The sequence below is a fragment of the Methylomonas sp. LWB genome, assembly GCF_001856095.1.
Lineage (GTDB): Bacteria > Pseudomonadota > Gammaproteobacteria > Methylococcales > Methylomonadaceae > Methylomonas > Methylomonas koyamae_A.
Map to the genome: position 1 here is coordinate 98,702 of NZ_MKMC01000009.1, position 17,119 is coordinate 115,820.

General features: G+C 54.3%; 15 protein-coding genes and 4 tRNA genes. 15 read left to right on the plus strand and 4 right to left on the minus strand.

Going from position 1 to position 17,119, the window contains the following annotated elements; genetic code table 11:
• The first annotated feature begins 746 nt into the window (after window positions 1-746).
• The 4 genes from BJL95_RS04925 (at window position 747) to BJL95_RS04940 (ending at window position 6,337) form a co-directional block, all read left to right on the plus strand.
• Complete coding sequence (locus BJL95_RS04925) at window positions 747-2,363, plus strand: OprO/OprP family phosphate-selective porin (RefSeq protein ID WP_071155956.1); 1,617 nt, start codon at window positions 747-749, stop codon at window positions 2,361-2,363.
• Window positions 2,364-2,512: 149 nt separating this feature from the next.
• Window positions 2,513-3,940 (plus strand): ATP-binding protein, encoded by a 1,428-nt coding sequence (locus BJL95_RS04930; RefSeq protein ID WP_254786688.1) that lies wholly within the window; start codon window positions 2,513-2,515, stop codon window positions 3,938-3,940.
• Between the two features lie 66 nt (window positions 3,941-4,006).
• On the plus strand, window positions 4,007-4,945 hold the full coding sequence (locus BJL95_RS04935; RefSeq protein ID WP_071155960.1) for a cation diffusion facilitator family transporter: 939 nt from the start codon (window positions 4,007-4,009) through the stop codon (window positions 4,943-4,945).
• Window positions 4,946-4,951: 6 nt separating this feature from the next.
• Entirely contained in the window at window positions 4,952-6,337 is a 1,386-nt protein-coding gene (locus BJL95_RS04940; protein ID WP_064025728.1) for a sigma-54 dependent transcriptional regulator, read from the plus strand.
• Window positions 6,338-6,342: 5 nt separating this feature from the next.
• Here BJL95_RS04940 and BJL95_RS04945 read toward each other — a convergent pair whose 3' ends face one another.
• From BJL95_RS04945 to hemA, 4 genes are read right to left on the minus strand one after another with little or no spacing between them, the layout of a single operon-like run.
• Complete coding sequence (locus tag BJL95_RS04945; RefSeq protein ID WP_071155962.1) at window positions 6,343-6,765, minus strand: M67 family metallopeptidase; 423 nt, start codon at window positions 6,763-6,765, stop codon at window positions 6,343-6,345.
• A complete protein-coding gene (gene prmC, locus BJL95_RS04950) occupies window positions 6,762-7,643 on the minus strand; it encodes a peptide chain release factor N(5)-glutamine methyltransferase (protein ID WP_071155964.1) in 882 nt (293 codons plus the stop codon). The genes BJL95_RS04945 and prmC overlap by 4 nt, the downstream gene beginning before the upstream one ends.
• The gene (gene prfA / locus BJL95_RS04955; protein ID WP_064025734.1) at window positions 7,636-8,721 is read right to left on the minus strand and encodes a peptide chain release factor 1; all 1,086 of its coding nucleotides are present in this window, start codon (window positions 8,719-8,721) and stop codon (window positions 7,636-7,638) included. The genes prmC and prfA overlap by 8 nt, the downstream gene beginning before the upstream one ends.
• Window positions 8,722-8,727: 6 nt before the next feature.
• Window positions 8,728-9,978: a glutamyl-tRNA reductase gene (hemA, locus tag BJL95_RS04960; RefSeq protein ID WP_071155966.1), complete on the minus strand. Its 1,251-nt coding sequence runs from the start codon at window positions 9,976-9,978 to the stop codon at window positions 8,728-8,730.
• Between the two features lie 148 nt (window positions 9,979-10,126).
• Between hemA and BJL95_RS04965 the strand changes: the two genes are divergently transcribed.
• The 11 genes from BJL95_RS04965 to tuf form a co-directional block, all read left to right on the plus strand.
• Window positions 10,127-11,851 (plus strand): tetratricopeptide repeat protein, encoded by a 1,725-nt coding sequence (locus BJL95_RS04965; protein ID WP_071155968.1) that lies wholly within the window; start codon window positions 10,127-10,129, stop codon window positions 11,849-11,851.
• A complete protein-coding gene (gene lolB, locus BJL95_RS04970; RefSeq protein WP_064025740.1) occupies window positions 11,851-12,417 on the plus strand; it encodes a lipoprotein insertase outer membrane protein LolB in 567 nt (188 codons plus the stop codon). Before BJL95_RS04965 ends, lolB begins: the two co-directional genes overlap by 1 nt.
• Window positions 12,414-13,283, plus strand: coding sequence for a 4-(cytidine 5'-diphospho)-2-C-methyl-D-erythritol kinase (ispE, locus tag BJL95_RS04975; RefSeq protein ID WP_197471721.1), 870 nt, complete (start codon window positions 12,414-12,416; stop codon window positions 13,281-13,283). The genes lolB and ispE overlap by 4 nt, the downstream gene beginning before the upstream one ends.
• Window positions 13,284-13,292: 9 nt before the next feature.
• Window positions 13,293-13,367: transfer RNA gene (locus tag BJL95_RS04980), tRNA-Gln, on the plus strand.
• Between the two features lie 36 nt (window positions 13,368-13,403).
• The gene (locus tag BJL95_RS04985) at window positions 13,404-14,357 is read left to right on the plus strand and encodes a ribose-phosphate diphosphokinase (RefSeq protein WP_064025744.1); all 954 of its coding nucleotides are present in this window, start codon (window positions 13,404-13,406) and stop codon (window positions 14,355-14,357) included.
• 55 nt (window positions 14,358-14,412) lie between these two features.
• Complete coding sequence (locus tag BJL95_RS23635) at window positions 14,413-15,009, plus strand: 50S ribosomal protein L25/general stress protein Ctc (RefSeq protein ID WP_082885371.1); 597 nt, start codon at window positions 14,413-14,415, stop codon at window positions 15,007-15,009.
• A gap of 12 nt (window positions 15,010-15,021) precedes the next feature.
• Window positions 15,022-15,576 carry an aminoacyl-tRNA hydrolase gene (gene pth, locus BJL95_RS04995; protein ID WP_064025748.1) on the plus strand — a complete coding sequence of 185 codons (555 nt, stop codon included), beginning with the start codon at window positions 15,022-15,024 and terminating at the stop codon, window positions 15,574-15,576.
• A gap of 52 nt (window positions 15,577-15,628) precedes the next feature.
• Window positions 15,629-15,713 (plus strand) — tRNA-Tyr (locus tag BJL95_RS05000).
• A 24-nt stretch (window positions 15,714-15,737) separates the two neighbouring features.
• A tRNA-Gly gene (locus BJL95_RS05005) sits at window positions 15,738-15,811 on the plus strand.
• A 19-nt stretch (window positions 15,812-15,830) separates the two neighbouring features.
• Window positions 15,831-15,906: transfer RNA gene (locus tag BJL95_RS05010), tRNA-Thr, on the plus strand.
• Window positions 15,907-15,941: 35 nt separating this feature from the next.
• Window positions 15,942-17,119, plus strand: a 1,178-nt coding sequence (gene tuf, locus BJL95_RS05015; protein ID WP_064027305.1) for an elongation factor Tu, incomplete at its 3' end; no start/stop codon positions are given.

Below are 17,119 nucleotides of genomic sequence, written 5' to 3' on the forward strand. Positions count from 1 at the left end.
CCGCTTGGGTTCCATTCCGAGCCGGACGCCATGGACGGATTTAAGCCAACCATCCGTGGCGCTGGATGCCTGCTTCCCGGCCGGCATGACGGCCTTGAACATATCCGACAAAGTAGAATTGGGAACGGGGGATAAACACCTTGATGTCCAAGAAGCCGTTCGCTGAGCGGAGTCGAAGCGAAATGGCTGGCTTCGACTCCGCTCAGCCAGCGGCTACATTGCTCGCTTAGCCACCGGCTACATTGTCCGCCCAGCCACAGGCTTGCATTGCCCGCTCAGCCAGCGGCTGACATGGACGGTCGCTGTTTAACTTCCGGGCACTGGATACCCGTTTCCCGGCTGGCATGGCGGCCTTAAACATATCCGACAAAGTAGAATTCGAAACGGGGGGATATACACCTTGATGTCCAAGAAGCCGTTCGCTGAGCGGAGTCGAAGCGAAATGGCCGGCTTCGACTTCGCTCAGCCAGCGGCGTGGATTGCCAGCTCAGCCAATGACTTACATGGACTGTCGCCGTTTAACTTCAGGCATTTGGTAACCGCCTTCCGCCAAACGCCCTCCGAATAGCTACTCGAATTAGTTTTCGGCATCGTGGACCTTGTCGCAAAAACACGACGTTTTTTTGCGTTGCCGTCACGCTGTCACAAAGCTGTCATATTGCCTGCCTAAAATGCCTCCCAACTCGCCGAACAGCCGAAAGCGGCTCGGTAATGTGTTGATTTTATTAAATATCGGAGACATCGAGATGAAGTTTTCTAAACTGGGTTTGGCGGTGGCGGCGGTGTTGGGCGCCGGTACGGCCGGTCAAGCACTGGCATTGGACTTATACGTGGATACAAAAACCCAGCAGATTTTTGCCGAGCCGGGTCCGGGCCGGGCCAAGCTGGGCTCGTTCGAGCGAGTGGAAGACGGTGCAAACCAAAAAGCCGAGATGAGCGCACAGAAAGCCGAGATCGCGCACATTAAGGAAGAATTGGCATTGAAAAACAACGAATTGAAAGCGTTGGACGAACACGTCAAGGACGAGAAATACGGCGAGTTGCAAATCAACGAAAAAGGCATCAAGTTCGAAAGCAAGGACGGCAATTTCGAAATGATGATCAACGGCCGCATGCAAGTGGATTCGCAAACTAATGTCTCGGGCTTGAGCAACCACGGTATCGCCGATCCGACCGGGGCGAGTACCACTAATCAATTGGCCGACGGTGCCGGCATCCGTCGCGCGAGGATCGGTATCGAGGGTAGTTATTACAAGGATTTCGGCTACAAGTTCGAATACGACTTTGCGCGCGGCAACGGTACGGTGGCGAGTGGTCTAACCGATGCCTTCCTGACTTGGAACGGCTACGCGCCGTTTCAAGTGAAAGTTGGTCAGTTCAAAGAACCGTTCAGCATGGAAGAAGCCACCAGCAACCGCTATTTGACCTTCATCGAGCGTAATAACGTGGTTAATACGTTTTCGGATAACGACAACGCATACAAAGTCGGCTTGGGTTTAGGTTACTCGGAACCGCGTTGGACCGCGAATATGGCATTGCAGACCGAATCGGTCGGCTCTGGCGGCGCGTCGAGCAGCACCAGTTCCTTGAATACGATGGGTAACACGAACCGCAATAACGGTTCCGGCGACACTGGTTGGGGCGTTACCGGCCGGGTGACCGGTCTGCCTTGGTTCGAAGACAAAACCAAATTTTTGCATGTCGGTTTGTCGGGTTCCGAGCGCCAGATCGATAATAATTTCCTGGCGAACGGGACGTATAGCAACGGCGGCATCAGTTTCGGCAACCAGATCAACACCAATGTCGATAGAACCTACATTCTAAACACCGGCAATTTGACGGCGACTAATGGTTCGAGAATCGCCCAACGGATCGCGCGATTCGGCGGCGAAACCGCGTTGGTCTACGGTCCGTTCTCGGCACAAGCCGAATACATTCAGGCCAACGTTTCCGGTAAAGGTTATCACGACGAGATGTTGAACGGTTGGTACGGTTACGCCAGCTACTTCCTGACCGGCGAATCGAGAGCGTACAAAACGTCTACCGGCGCTTGGGATAGAATCAAGCCTAACCGCAACTTCAGCGCGCGCGGCGGCTGGGGCGCTTGGGAGCTGGCGGCCGGCTACGATTATTTGAACTTGATCGACGGCAGCATCAACGGCGGTCGCGCGCAAACCGCCAAGTTCGGTATTAACTGGTATCCGAACTCGCATATTCGGATGATGGCTAACTTTGTCCATGCGTTGAATATCGACACTGCCGGCGTAATTAACGCCGCAAACGGCTCGGCGAACGCTCGTGCTCGCGCCTATAACAGTTCCAACTTCGACGTGGTTGAATTGCGCGCGCAAGTTGACTGGTAGTTGCCGTTCCGTTGGGCAAGGATGCCCGCTAATCACCGAAAGCCGCCTCGATTCCTGAAAAGGACGAGGCGGTTTTTTTATGGTGCGTTGGGTGAGACCGAGTACCGTGGTAAATTTGCCGGCATTCATTGACTGCAAGGTAGTTGTTTATGTACCCCACGATGCGCCAGTTGCTGTTCCGTCCGGTCATTTTCGTCAGCTTCGTGCTGGGCATCCTGGTGGTTGGCGAATTGGCCGCCATCGGTCGGCTGACCTGGGTGAACGATCAACGCATTCATACCATAGAGCAGGACATTGGCCGCGGGCGGCATCTGGAAGAAACGATATTCGAACTATTGCATTTGCAACTCAGCTTGTCGGCCGAGGAAGGCGTCAGCGACGCCGAGAAGGTCCAAAAAGCCGCGATTCAGGCGCAACTGTTGGATAGTCTGCAAGATTACGACGCGGCGATCCCGGTCGATTTGCAGCAATTGCAGGACATATTCGCCAAGGCGGTGCAAGGCGATCGCACCAATTTGCTGACGGCATTGCAAGTCATCAAGCAGGTGTTGGACAAGCAAGCCATGGAGGAAGAAAAGCTGTTGATCAACATCGAGGACGACGGCCAATTGGAAATGCAGCTGGCGGTCATTTTGCCCTTCCTGTTGCTTTGGGTGGTTAGTTACTTCTTCCGAAACAACGTCTTGGAGCCGTTGGACGCTTTGAAAGCCTTGTTGTCCGGTCTGGCCGAAGGTGAAATGAAGCCGATCACCCGGACCACCTCCGATCCGTTGATGCATTCGTTATTCGATCGCTACAACCATCTGGTGTCTCGCTTGGTCGAATTGGAGCAAGAGCATTTGGAACATACCGCGTCGCTGGAATATCGGGTGCGCCAAACCACGCACGCATTGCTCGAACGCAGTCAGCAATTGGCCAAGGCCGAGCGCTTGGCGGCGCTGGCCGAATTGGCGGCCAGCACCGCCCACGAGTTGCGCAATCCGTTGGCCAGCATCCAACTGGCGCTGGAAAATATGTTGGCGGAATGCCGCGACGGCGATTTGGCGGAACGCATGCAGTTGGTCTATCGCGAAGTGCAACGCCTGACGCGCAATCTGAACGATTTACTGGCTTCGGCGCGCGGTAACGATGCGGCGGCGCAGCGGATAGCGGTCGCGCCGGTCGTCGCCGAATTGCTGACCTTGCTGAAGTATCAGGCTCAGGAAAATATCGGATTCGATTGCGAAATCGACGCCGATGTTCATGTGTTTCTGCCGGAAAGCGAGTTCCGGCAAGTGTTGCTCAATCTATTGTTGAATTCGATACAGGCGATAGGCCCCAACAGCGGTACGGTCAGAGTCACCGGCAGGGTCGAAAACGGGCGCTTGCTATTGACGGTGAGCGATAGCGGGCCGGGCTTTAGCGGCGATTTCCTGCGGCACGGCATTCGCCCTTTCGTCAGCCTGAAGGACGGCGGCAGCGGTTTGGGCTTGGCGATGGTGCAACGCTTCGTCAAGGATAGGCAAGGCCGGCTGGATCTGCGCAACAGCCCGGACGGTCACGCTTGCGTCACCCTGAATTTGCCGGTGACCGTTTAGATCGGCTTGGGCTTGGCGGCCGGCAACTGCTAGACTAGTCGGCCTTTTTTCATGGTTTTTCCGCCTATGTCTCAATCCAATTCGCTGACGGCTTACGGCTGGCTATCGATAGCGGCCGCGCTGAGCACGATAGCGCTGAAAAGTTACGCCTACTGGTTGACCGATTCGGTCGGTTTACTGTCCGATGCGTTGGAATCGCTGATTAACTTGGTCGCCGCGATCATCATGGTGATCGTGCTGAGCGTATCGGCCCGGCCGCCGGACGATAGCCACGCTTACGGCCACGAAAAGATCGAGTATTTTTCCAGCGGGGCCGAGGGCATCATGATTGTGTTGGCGGCTTGCAGTATCGCTTTTTCCGCCTGGGAACGGCTTTGGCATCCGCAAGCTTTGCAGCAGCTCGACTTAGGTATCGCGGTGTCGGTGTTCGCGTCGTTGATCAATCTGACGGTGGCGCGCATATTGATTGGTGTCGGGCGCTCACGTCAATCGATTACTCTGGAGGCCGACGGCAAGCATCTGATGACCGACGTCTGGACGACGGTCGGCATTTTAGGCGGCATTGCGCTGATCGCGGTCGCCAATCGCTACGACCGCGAACTGGCGCTGGCCCACCAACTGGGACTCGCAGGGTGGGACGTGCTCGACCCGCTGATTGCGTTTCTGGTGGCCGTGCAAATCGTTTGGGCCGGATTTCAGTTGATTACTCGGACGGTTGCCGGGCTGATGGACGCGGCGATGGCGCCTGACGAAGTCAGGGAAATTATTCAGGTGTTGGAGCATTACGCGGTCGAGCGCGGTATCGCTTACCACGCCTTGCGTACCCGCTACGCCGGAGCGCGGCGTTTCATGTCGGTACACGTTTTGGTACCGGGTGGTTGGAGCGTCCAGCAAGGCCACGATTTGCTGGAGGAAATCGAAAGCCGTTTGATGGATTGCTTCGATAATATCGACATCGACACCCATTTGGAACCGATTGAAGATTTGGCCTCCTGGGAGCACTGACCGAACATGAACGACACGTTGCTGATTATCGAGGACGAAACCCTGCTCGGCTCGGAGCTGGCCCGATTTTTCCGAAAGAAGAACTGGGAAGTTTCGGTGACCGAATCGATACGCGAAGCCGAAGAGCATTTGTTGAAACAGGCCATCGATCCGCTCGTGGTTTTGTCGGATATGAATCTGCCCGACGGCAACGCTCTGGATTTGCTGGAGCGGATCAAGGATAAAAACGCTTGCAGCAGCGAATGGGTGTTTTTGACCGGTTACGGTAGCGTCGCGGATTCGGTACGCGCGGTGCGTTTGGGGGCTTACGATTTCGTCGAAAAGCCCTGCGAATTGGAGCGCTTGAATTTGTTGGTCGAGGGCGCGGCCCGTAGCGCCAGGGCACAGCGCCGAGTATTGCAGCAGGCGACGGCCCAACAGCGCCGCTACAGCGTCGACGCGCTGATCGGCGGCAGTCCGGCGTCGGTGGCGCTGCGCGGCATGATGACGCAGATTGCCCAAGTGCCGTTTTCCAGTCTGATCGTCAGCGGCGAAACCGGTACCGGCAAGGGTTTGATTGCTCGTATCCTGCATTGCGCCGGCGCGCGGTCCCACGCGCCGTTGATCGAAATCAATTGCGCGGCCTTGCCCAGGGAATTACTGGAATCGGAGTTGTTCGGCTACGAGGCTGGCGCGTTTACCGGCGCCAAGAAGCGCCATCGCGGCCTGTTCGAGCAGGCCCATACCGGCACCTTGTTTCTGGACGAGATCGGCGAGATGGATCTGGATCTGCAAACCAAACTGTTGAAAGCCGTCGAGGACTTGCGGATTCGTCGCTTGGGCGGCGAGTCCGAAATCGACATTGACGTGCAGATCATCGCCGCAACCAATCTGGATTTGGCCGAAAAGGTCAGGGACGGGCAGTTTCGGCGGGATTTGTATCACCGGCTGAACGTGATGAGTCTGCGGGTGCCGCCGTTACGCGAGCGTAAACAGGACTTGGACGAATTGGTGCCGATATTCATCGCCGACAGTAATCGCAAGTCGGCCAAAAACGTCCGCAATATTTCCGAAACGGCCTGGCAGGCGCTCAAGCGTTACGACTGGCCGGGCAATATCCGCGAATTGCGCAACGTGTTGGAGCGTTGCGTGCTGTTGGCCAGCGATGAGAATTTTCCGGAACAATGGTTGCAGTTACCGGATCTCGGCGGTCAAACATCGGCGGGCGTGCGCGGCGACGGTATTTATTTGCCGCTGGATGGCAGCTTGAGTTTGCAGGACATCGAGAAATTCGTGATCCAGGAAGTGTTGAACCGGACCGACGAAAATGTCACCGCCGCGGCCCGCATGTTGGGCACGACGCGCGAAACCTTGCGCTATCGGGTCCAGAAATACAATCTGAAATGCAAATAATCCGTTCAGGATTCGGTCATCGTCAGCACCGCTTCCCGGCTGACGCCGTTGTGAATTTGAAAAGCGCGCAATTCCAATACGCCCTTGGTATTCAACGAAACGATCAATTGCAAGGCCGTCGGATATCCGCTTTGCTCGATGTCGGCCGGCGACGGGACGGCCGGAGCGCTGGGATGAGAATGATAGATAGCGAATAGTGTTTCGCCTTTATCGCGCATCTGCTTCATCGCGGCAATTTGTTGGCGGCTGTCGAGCAAAAAGCGGGTGCCGGGTGTTTCGGCATCGTTGGCGATCGGGTAGCAGCTAATGGGTTTGCCGTCCGCGTCGGCGCCGATTAGACCGCAAACTTCCGCCTCGGGCGACTGTTGCGCCAAGTGCAGCAGTTGATTGGTGAGTTTGCGTGGGAGTTGGATTTCCGGTCTGTTCATAGGGGTTGCCATAGGCCTGAAGTAACGCGGGGATTGCCGGCGAGGTCGCGATGGGTAGCGACTGTCCGGTAACCGTGATTGTCGAAAATGGCTTGGACCGGCGCGGTTTGGTCGTAGCCGTGTTCCACCAACAAACGCCCGCCCGGCTTTAAATGCCGGCCGGCTTGTTCGGCGATCGACTCGATGTCGCTCAAACCCTGTTTTTGGCTGACCAGCGCCGAGCGCGGTTCGAAACGCACATCGCCTTGTTGCAAATGAGGATCTTCCGCGGCGATATAAGGTGGATTGCTCAGGATCAGGTCGAAGTCTCGCTCCGGCACTTGCGCAAACCAATCCGAAACAACGAAGCGGACATTGTCGACCGCGAGTCGTTCCGCGTTGCGTTCGGCGACGGCCAAGGCCGGGCTGGAATTGTCGCAGGCTAAAACCGTGCTCAACGGCCTTTCCGCCGCGAGCGTGATCGCCAGTATTCCCGAGCCGGTGCCGAGGTCGAGTATTTTGGCGGACCGGTCTCTTGCCAGCCCGGCGAGGCTGAGTTCCACCAACAGTTCGCTGTCGGGGCGCGGAATCAGCACGTCCGGGGTCACGATAAATTCGCGCGACCAGAATTCGCGCAGACCGAGTAGATAAGCGACCGGATGGCCTTGGCTTCTCAGCGCGAGCATTTGCCGAAATTCATTGGTTTGCTCCGAATCCGGGCGATGGTCCGGCCAGGCGCGCAGAAATGAGCGGGGTTTGTTCAGGCAATGACACAACAACACTTCGGCATCGAGTCGCGCGGACGGGGAGGTTTTTGTCAGTTGCCGCTCGCCGGCCTCGAGTAGCGTTGCTATCGAGGTAGCGCCGGGGTCAACGACAGGTTTGGTACTATCAAGCATTGCCCAGTTGGGTTAGCAGTTCGGCTTGGTGTTCGTGGATCAAGGGTTGGATAACTTGATCCAGGGCGCCTTCCATGATGTCTTCGAGTTTGTACAGGGTCAGGTTGATGCGGTGGTCGGTGAGTCGGCCTTGCGGATAATTGTAAGTGCGAATGCGCTCGGAACGGTCGCCGCTGCCGACTTGCAGCTTGCGGCTTTCCGATTGCTCGGCGTGTTGCTTTTCCTGCTCGGCGGCCAGCAATCGCGCTTGCAGTACCGACATCGCGCGGGCGCGGTTTTTGTGTTGCGAACGTTCGTCCTGGCATTCCACCACCACGCCGGTGGGAATATGAGTGATCCGGATCGCCGAATCGGTGCGGTTGACGTGCTGACCGCCGGCGCCCGACGCACGGTAGGTGTCGATGCGCAAATCGGCCGGATTGATCTCGATTTCGTCGACGCTATCGACTTCCGGCATGATCGCCACGGTGCAAGCCGATGTGTGTACCCGGCCTTGCGATTCGGTTTCCGGCACGCGTTGCACCCGATGGGTGCCGGACTCGAATTTCAATTGCGAATACACGTTCTGGCCGGCTACGCGCAGGATGACCTCTTTATAGCCGCCGTGCTCGCCGCGATTTTCGTTGATGATTTCCACGCTCCAACCTTGGCGCTCGGCATAGCGTTGGTACATGCGCGCCAGATCGCCGGAAAAGATCGCGGCTTCGTCGCCGCCGGTGCCGGCGCGAACCTCGAGAAATATATTGCGGTTGTCGTTGGGGTCCTTGGGTAGCAACAGGATTTGCAGTTCTTGTTCGAGTTGTTCCCTCAGTTGTTCGGTCGAGGCGATTTCCTCCTTGGCCATCTCCCGTAAATCCGGGTCGCTGTCCTTGGCCATTTCCCTGGCCGATTCGAAATTAGCTTCGTTTTCCCGATAAGCGTTGTAGCAGGCCACGATGGGTTCGAGTTGGGCGTATTCTTGGCTTAGGCTGCGGAATTGGTTTTGGTTGCTTTGCACTTCCGGTTGAGTGAGCAGTGCGGTGATCTCCTCGAAGCGCTCGCCGAGGTTTTCCAATTTGGTTTGTATCGAGGGTTTCATCAAGAGTTAACGTAATTTGAAAATTTCGCGCGAGGCGGCGATAAGATCGTGGCGCTCGTTGGCGCCGGCTTCGCGCAATTGCGCGCAGGGCGTGTGGATCAGTTTATTGGTCAGCGTGTGGGCCAGGCGCTGTAACACTTCTTCGGCGGATGCGCCGTTGCCGAGCTGCTGAACGGCTTTTTGTAACGCTTCGTCGCGCGCCAATTCAGCTTGTCGGCGGTAGTCGCGAATGGTTTCCTGGGCGCCTTGCGAACGCAGCCAGGCCAGGAAGTGTTCGACCTGGGTGTCGATGATTTCCTCGGCCTGCTCTGCGGCCCGGCGGCGCGAGTCCATGTTTTGGTTGACGGTATTTTGCAGGTCGTCGACGGTGTACAAATAGACGTCGCGCAATTGCGCCACTTCGGCTTCAATGTCGCGGGGTACCGCGAGATCGACCATGAACATCGGCTTGTGCTTGCGCTTTTTGATGGCGCTCTCGACCCGGCCCTTGCCGAGAATCGGCAATTGGCTGGCGGTGGATGAGACGACGATATCGGCTTCGGCCAGATGGTCGGGTAGTTCCGATAGCGCGATCGCATAGCCGTTGAATTGCATGGCCAACGCATGGGCTTTATCGTAGGTCCGGTTGGCGATGATGACGCGGCCGATGCCGTGCTGATACAAATGCCTAGCGGTCAATTCTATCGTTTCGCCGGCGCCGATCAGCAGTGCGGTTTGTTCGCTGAGTTTATCGAAGATTTGCTGTGCCAGTTGCACGGCGGCAAACGCGACCGACACCGGACTGGAGCCGATCGCGGTATCGGTGCGAACCTTCTTGGCTGCGGAAAATGTGTGATGAAACAACTTGCTCAGATTCCTGCCCAGCGTGCCGGCCTGATAAGCCGCGTGGTAGGCGGTTTTCATTTGGCCGAGAATTTGCGGCTCGCCGAGTATCATCGAGTCTAGGCCACAGGCTACGCGAAACATGTGGCGTATGGTTTCGCTGTCTTTATAGCTGTACAGATAGGGCGTAAACTCCGCCGGCCGAATTTGCTTGGTGTCGGCGATCCACTCGATTAAAGGTGCTTGGCTATCGTTGTCGGTTTGACAGTAAAACTCGGTACGGTTGCAGGTCGACAGAATGGCTGCCTCGTTGATTTCCCGCAGACTCCGCAGATTCCGTAACGTGAAATCCAGGACGTCCGTCGGGAACGACAGGCGTTCCCGGACGGCTACCGGCGCGGTGTTGTAGTTAATGCCTACGGCGAGAAATGTCATCGGCTGCGAACAATAGCACACTGAAAGTATCTTATTTTAAGGACTGCGCGGTTTTTGTCCAAATGCAAACAAAGCCGGCCTCGTTTCGGCGCGGTTTTCTGGTAATCTATGGCGCCATATTTCTTGAAAAAACGGGTCGAATGATTGCATGAATAAATGGATAGGCATCGCAATACTTTCCGCTTTGTCGGGGTGCGCGTTAGCGCCGGAACAGCCGGCGGAAAACGAGGCCGCGGCGGTCAAGCCCGAGGGCTTGGATTTTAGAGTCAACCGCAATACCGTGATCGATGAGGAAGTCTTGTACTTGCTGATGGCGGCGGAAATGGCCGGTCAGCGCAATCAATACGATTTGGCCATGGATGCCTATCTGCAAGCGGCCAAGCGCGTCAACGATCCGCGAATCGCCGAGCGAGCGGTAAAAATCGGTTTGTTCCTAAAGGACGAACGGCGCACGCGCGAGGCTTTGTCGATCTGGCTGGAGAAAGACGGAAAAAATCTCGGTGCCCGAAAATTCGCGGTGATGCTGGCGTTAAAAAATGGCGACCGCAGTGCGGCTGTCGATCACCTGAATGCGATGCTGAACGATGATCCGGCCGGTTTCGAGGCCGGAATGTTGGAAATGGCCAAGATTTTGGAAAAAGAAGGCCGGGTACAGTTCGCATACGACGTTTTGGACGAATTGGCCAGGCAGCGACCCGATCAAGCCGGCTTGTTGTTCGTTCAGGCAGTGTTCGCTTCATTATTGCCGAATAACGAATTGGCCCAGCAAAAAATCGATAGAGCCCTGGAGTTGCAACCCGACTGGAATAAAGCAGTCATTTTTCAAGCGCAATTAGCCGGTCGTGCCGGCGACATGGCCAAAGCCCGGCAGTTTTTGGAAAAGGCGGTCAAACAGGCGCCGGACGACAAGCAGTTGCGGAAAATGTTGCTGGAGGTGTTGATTAACACCGGCGGGTTCGATGAAGCGATTAAATTATGCCAAAGCGTTTTGGAGGATAAGCCTGACGATCCTGAGACGCTGTTTATGCTGGCGGTTATTTACTTGCAACAGAATCAATCGGACAAAGCTGAAAATTATTTAGAAAAACTCGTGAGTAACCCGGATTGGGAAAGTCAGGCCAGTTTTTATCTGGGAAAGATAGAACAAGAGCGTCAGCGGCCCGACAAGGCGATTGCCTGGTTCGACAAAGTGGGTGAGGGTAATTACGCATTTGACGCCGACATGGCGGCTTTGTCGCTATTGATGGCGCAGAAACGATTCGATGAAGTCGAGAGCCGAATCGGGCGGATGGAGACCAAGTATCCAGACCGGCGCTTGCGGGTGTTGCTGGCCAAAGCCGAGCTCTTCAATCAACAAAGCAATTACTCCGAAGCGTTTGGTGTGTTGTCGGAGGCGCTCAAGGAAGTGCCTGACAATCGCGAGGTCTTGTATGCCAGAGCGCTGGTTGCCGAGCGCTTGGACAAGCTGGATGTTCTGGAAGCTGATTTGTTAAAGATCTTGGAAAAGAAACCGGATGATATCGCGGCGTTGAATGCCTTGGGTTATACATTAACAGACAGGACAAATCGCTATAGCGAGGCTGAGAAATATTTGGAGAAGGCCCTGGCCTTGCAGCCGGACGAGGCGGTTGTGATCGATAGTTATGGATGGTTACAGTTCAAATTGGGCAAGCCGGAACAGGCCTTGATTTATTTGCGTAAGGCTTACGAAAAGCAGGCGGAAAACGAAATAGCCGCTCATATCGCCGAGGTGTTGTGGTCGTTGGGTGAGCAAAAAGAGGCCAAGGAGTTTTTTGAAGGCGTTTACAAGAAATTTCCCGACGACGAATATTTACTTGAGTTTAAGAAACGGTTTCTCCAGGTTACGCCGTAGTGAATCAGCGTGTTTGGTGGTTAGTCGTTCTCGGTTTGCTGGCCGGTTGCACTACGCTGTCGGAGGGGCCGGTTCTCGAATACCGGCTGGCTGACGCGGGTGCGGCGCAAACTTTAGATCGTTGGTATTTCGAGGGGCGTTTGTCCTTTGTCGACGAGCGGGAGTCGGTTTCGGCTAGTGTGAATTGGCGTCACTCCAACCAAGTCGATGAAATCGAATTGGTTGGGCCATTGGCGCAAGGGCGCGTTAGGATTTCCGTGAGCGGCGACGTTGTTGCGATCGATGACGGTGAGGCGCGTCGCGAACTTCGGGGGGATGTTGACTCGATGGTAGAGGAAGGGCTGGGTATTTCCCTGCCGATCAGTGCGTTGCGGTTCTGGGTGTTGGGCGCGAGTCAGCCGGAATCTACGGTTACCGTCCAGCCAAGCGGTTTTTTTCAGTTGGGGTGGTTAGTGATTTTTCAAGAGATGCTTCAGGTGGAGCGAGTCGCTTTGCCGAGGAAAATGAGTGTGCAGCGGGACAAAACCCGAATAAAGTTATTTGTGGATCGGTGGGATTTGTCGTGACGAGAATTCAAGAAAATCGTTGGGGTGAGCGTTGGCCGGCGCCGGCCAAACTCAACCTGATGTTGAGAATTACCGGTCGGCGACCTGACGGTTATCACTTGCTGCAAACCGTATTTCAATTAATCGATTTGTGCGATTGGTTAACATTTCATCCGCTTGACGAAGACGTGGTTGAATTGGTTACCGAGATTCCAGGCGTGGCGGCGCAAGACGATCTCACCGTCAGGGCTGCCTTGTTGCTAAAGCATCATACCGGATGCAAGTTCGGTGTGAGAATTCAGGTGGACAAGCTGTTGCCGATGGGTGGCGGTTTGGGTGGAGGCAGTTCGGACGCAGCGACGACATTGGTGGTGCTGAATGCCTTGTGGGGGCTGAATTTGTCGACCGAAACTTTAATGTGTTTGGGGTTGCGTTTAGGTGCTGACGTGCCGGTATTTGTTGCTGGGCATTCCGCATGGGGAGAAGGGGTGGGTGATGTCTTAACGCCAATGACATTGCCCGAATCCTGGTTTGTGGTCATTAAGCCGGACTGTCACGTGAACACGAAGGAAATTTTTTTAGCTGATCGGTTGACACGAGATAGTAAATCAATCAGAATGAGCGACTTTATTGCAGGGGATAGCGTAAACGACTGTCTCACTGTGGTTAGGGAGTTGTATCTGCCCGTGGCGAATGCATTGGACGCCTTATCGGGTTATGCGGAATCTCAGTTGACTGGTACGGGCGCGTGCGTGTTCGCGCGGTTTGAAAGCAGGTTTTCGGCTGAGAAGGTTTATTCTGCTTTGAAGGGTGATTGGTCGGTTTATTTGGCCAAGGGGGTAAATAAATCCCCGCTTCATGAGATGTTCGGACACGGATCTGTTTAATCTAATTTTTGGGCTGTCGCCAAGCGGTAAGGCACGAGGTTTTGATCCTCGCATACCAAGGTTCGAATCCTTGCAGCCCAGCCATAATCCTCGTATGTAGCCTCTTGGGAGTATGCTTCAATGCACGAAGCTTCGGTAATGGTATTCTCCGGTAATGCCAACAAGGCGTTGTCCGAAGGTATTGTAAAGAAGCTTAATATGCGGTTAGGCATGGCCAGTGTTGGCCGGTTCAGCGATGGTGAGATTTTTGTAGAAATTGAAGAAAACGTAAGGGGGCGGGATGTCTTTGTAATCCAGCCTACTTGCGCGCCAGCCAACGAAAACCTGATGGAGTTGTTGGTGATGATCGATGCCTTGCGCAGGGCATCGGCGGCAAGAATTACGGCGGTAATGCCTTATTACGGTTATGCGAGACAAGACCGTCGCAGTCGCTCGGCTAGGGTGCCTATCACGGCTCGGCTGGTTGCCGACATGATAGGTAATGCCGGAGCAGATCGAGCATTGACGGTGGATTTGCATGCCGATCAGATAATGGGTTTTTTTGCAATTCCCGTTGATAACGTCTATGCGTCTCCCATTCTTCTGGGTGATATTTGGCGGCAAGAGTACGAAAATTTGATTGTTGTCTCTCCAGATGTTGGGGGGGTTGTTCGGGCGAGGGCTATAGCCAAACGGTTAGGTGATGCGGATTTGGCCATCATCGATAAGCGTAGGCCTAGGCCGAATGTGTCTGAAATCATGCATATTATCGGCGATGTCGAAGGGCGCACTTGCGTGATGGTCGATGATTTGGTCGATACGGCCGGTACTCTTTGTCATGCTGCGGATGCTTTGAAAAAGCACGGAGCGAATAAGGTGGTGGCCTATTGCACCCACCCGGTTTTATCCGGGGCGGCTGTAGACAATGTCAGAAATTCGGTCTTGGACGAGTTGGTTGTAACAGACACGATTCCGTTAAGTAACGAGTTGGTGGCTGTTGATAAGATTCGGCAGCTCAGTGTGGCGGAGATGCTGGCTGAAACAATCAGGCGGATCGCCGTAGGCGAGTCGGTTAGTTCGCTTTATGTGGATTAGGGTTTTATTAGTTTTTGGGCGAGTGCCTTTTGGGGTGCTGCTTTTGGAGAAATAAATGGCTAACGTATTTGAATTTGTAGCGGAATCTCGCTCAAGTGCTGGAAGTAGTGCTTCGAAAGGGGTTCGTCGCATCGGTAAGGTTCCGGCGATTATTTATGGTGCTGGTGCTTCCCCGCAAATGCTGGTGCTGGATCACAATGAAGTTGTTAAGCATTTGGAGCATGAGGCTGTTTACTCTCATGTGTTGGATGTGAAAATCGACGGTAAAACTGAAAAAGCCGTTTTGAAGCAGATTCAAAGACATCCTGCCAAGCCGCAAATTCTTCACATGGATTTTATGCGTATCGATGAAACGCATAAGTTGAAAGTTCATGTGCCGTTGCACTTTGTCAACGAGGCGGTTTCCGTTGGCGTTAAAAAAGGCGGCGTTGTTACTCATGCGATGGTCGATGTTGAGGTGCTTTGTTTGCCTGCGGCGTTGCCTGAGTTTATCGAGGTCGATTTGGCTAAGGTCGAAATTGGCGAGGCCGTACACTTGTCCGATCTCAAATTGCCTAACGGTGTTGAGGTTGCTGCCCTTCAGCACGGTGCCGAGCATGATCATCCCGTTGCGCAAATCGTCAAATCTCGTTCTGGTGAAGAATCGGAATAACAGTGTTTTTTGATGATTAAGGTGCTGGTTGGTTTGGGTAATCCAGGTCGGCAGTATGAAAAAACCCGGCATAATGTCGGGTTTTTGTTTCTCGATCATCTATTGCTTGGTTCTGGTGGGCGTTGGCGAAATGTAAGTGGGTTTGAGGCGGAGATTGGTGAGCTGGTTATCGGCAATAAGATGCTGGTGTTGGTAAAGCCTCAAACGTTTATGAACAGAAGCGGGTCCTCGGTTACAAAGGTTTTAAAGTACTACAAGTTTGCGAGAGAAGCGATGCTGGTTGCTCACGACGACCTTGAGTTGCCGATGGGTGTGGTTAAAACCAAGCAGGGTGGCGGGCATTCGGGGCACAACGGGCTTCGCGACATTATCGCGCATTTGGGTTCAAACGAGTTTGCTAGGTTGAGGTTCGGCATTGGGCGTCCAGACATAGGAGAGCGTGTCGCTGATTATGTGCTGAGCTCTCCTTCTAAGGAAGTGTTATCAAGGCAGTCTATGTTGTTTGATGCTGTCTCGGTCAAAATAGAAGGGACGCTTAATGGTGAAGAGCTTGTCTACGGACTTTAAAAAGATATTGACGGAAAGGTTTAAAACGAGGATAATTGACTGATTAAGTAAAGGAGGGGTTCCCGAGCGGCCAAAGGGATCAGACTGTAAATCTGCCGGTTCTACCTTCGGAGGTTCGAATCCTCCCCCCTCCACCACTTCATTTGAAATTAGAAGGCTACGCGGGTGTAGTTCAATGGTAGAACTCCAGCCTTCCAAGCTGATTGCGTGGGTTCGATTCCCATCACCCGCTCCATTTTCTGGAAGTTTATTTTGCTCATATAGCTCAGTAGGTAGAGCACTTCCTTGGTAAGGAAGAGGTCACCGGTTCAAATCCGGTTATGAGCTCCAGTTTGGTTGATTGTTTTGTGTAGGGTGTTTTTACAATGGCAAAAGAAAAATTTGAAAGAAAGAAACCGCACGTAAACGTGGGCACGATTGGTCACGTCGACCACGGAAAAACCACGTTGACCGCCGCGTTGACGAAAGTAATGGCGGAACTGCAAGGCGGTGAAGCAAAAGCTTTCGATCAAATTGACAATGCGCCAGAAGAGCGTGCGCGCGGTATTACTATTTCGACCTCGCACGTTGAATACGAGTCTGCGTCACGCCACTACGCACACGTAGACTGCCCGGGTCACGCCGACTACGTCAAAAACATGATTACCGGCGCCGCTCAAATGGATGGCGCGATTTTAGTTTGCTCGGCCGCCGACGGTCCGATGCCGCAAACCCGCGAGCATATCCTGCTGTCTCGTCAGGTCGGCGTTCCGTACATCGTGGTGTTCCTGAATAAAGCCGACATGGTCGACGACGCGGAACTGATCGAGCTGGTTGAAATGGAAATTCGCGAACTGTTGAATCAATACGAATTCCCCGGCGACGACACCCCTATCATTATCGGCTCCGCACTGAAAGCGTTGGAAGGCGATCAAAGCGAAATCGGCGTGCAATCCGTCGTCAAGCTGGTTGAAGCACTGGACAGCTATATCCCTGAACCAGAGCGCGCGATCGACGGCAAATTCTTGATGCCGATCGAAGACGTCTTCTCGATTTCAGGCCGCGGTACCGTCGTTACCGGTCGTGTAGAGCGTGGGATTATTAAAGTGGGTGAAGAGGTCGAGATCGTCGGCATTCGCGACACGCAGAAAACCACCTGTACCGGTGTAGAAATGTTCCGCAAACTGCTCGATCAAGGCCAAGCGGGCGACAACGTAGGTGTCTTGTTGCGTGGCACCAAACGCGACGACGTCGAACGCGGTCAAGTTCTGGCTCACGTGAACAGCATCAAGCCACACTCGCACTTTAAAGCCGAAATTTACGTGCTGTCCAAGGAAGAGGGTGGTCGTCATACGCCATTTTTCAACGGCTATCGGCCGCAATTTTACTTCCGTACCACCGATGTCACAGGCGCGGTTGAATTGCCGGAAGGCGTCGAAATGGTGATGCCTGGCGACAACATCTCCGTCACCGTCAAATTGATCTCACCGATCGCGATGGAAGACGGTCTGCGCTTTGCAATTCGCGAAGGCGGTCGCACCGTGGGTGCCGGCGTCGTGGCTTC

Excerpts from the sequence above, each read along its gene's own strand:
- BJL95_RS04925 (WP_071155956.1), top strand. The coding sequence starts at position 747 with ATGAAGTTTTCTAAACTGGGTTTGGCGGTGGCGGCGGTGTTGGGCGCC.
- BJL95_RS04930 (WP_254786688.1), top strand. The coding sequence starts at position 2,513 with ATGTACCCCACGATGCGCCAGTTGCTGTTCCGTCCGGTCATTTTCGTC.
- BJL95_RS04935 (WP_071155960.1), top strand. The coding sequence starts at position 4,007 with ATGTCTCAATCCAATTCGCTGACGGCTTACGGCTGGCTATCGATAGCG.
- BJL95_RS04940 (WP_064025728.1), top strand. The coding sequence starts at position 4,952 with ATGAACGACACGTTGCTGATTATCGAGGACGAAACCCTGCTCGGCTCG.
- BJL95_RS04945 (WP_071155962.1), bottom strand. The coding sequence starts at position 6,765 with ATGAACAGACCGGAAATCCAACTCCCACGCAAACTCACCAATCAACTG.
- prmC (WP_071155964.1), bottom strand. The coding sequence starts at position 7,643 with ATGCTTGATAGTACCAAACCTGTCGTTGACCCCGGCGCTACCTCGATA.
- prfA (WP_064025734.1), bottom strand. The coding sequence starts at position 8,721 with ATGAAACCCTCGATACAAACCAAATTGGAAAACCTCGGCGAGCGCTTC.
- hemA (WP_071155966.1), bottom strand. The coding sequence starts at position 9,978 with ATGACATTTCTCGCCGTAGGCATTAACTACAACACCGCGCCGGTAGCC.
- BJL95_RS04965 (WP_071155968.1), top strand. The coding sequence starts at position 10,127 with ATGAATAAATGGATAGGCATCGCAATACTTTCCGCTTTGTCGGGGTGC.
- BJL95_RS04985 (WP_064025744.1), top strand. The coding sequence starts at position 13,404 with ATGCACGAAGCTTCGGTAATGGTATTCTCCGGTAATGCCAACAAGGCG.
- BJL95_RS23635 (WP_082885371.1), top strand. The coding sequence starts at position 14,413 with ATGGCTAACGTATTTGAATTTGTAGCGGAATCTCGCTCAAGTGCTGGA.
- pth (WP_064025748.1), top strand. The coding sequence starts at position 15,022 with ATGATTAAGGTGCTGGTTGGTTTGGGTAATCCAGGTCGGCAGTATGAA.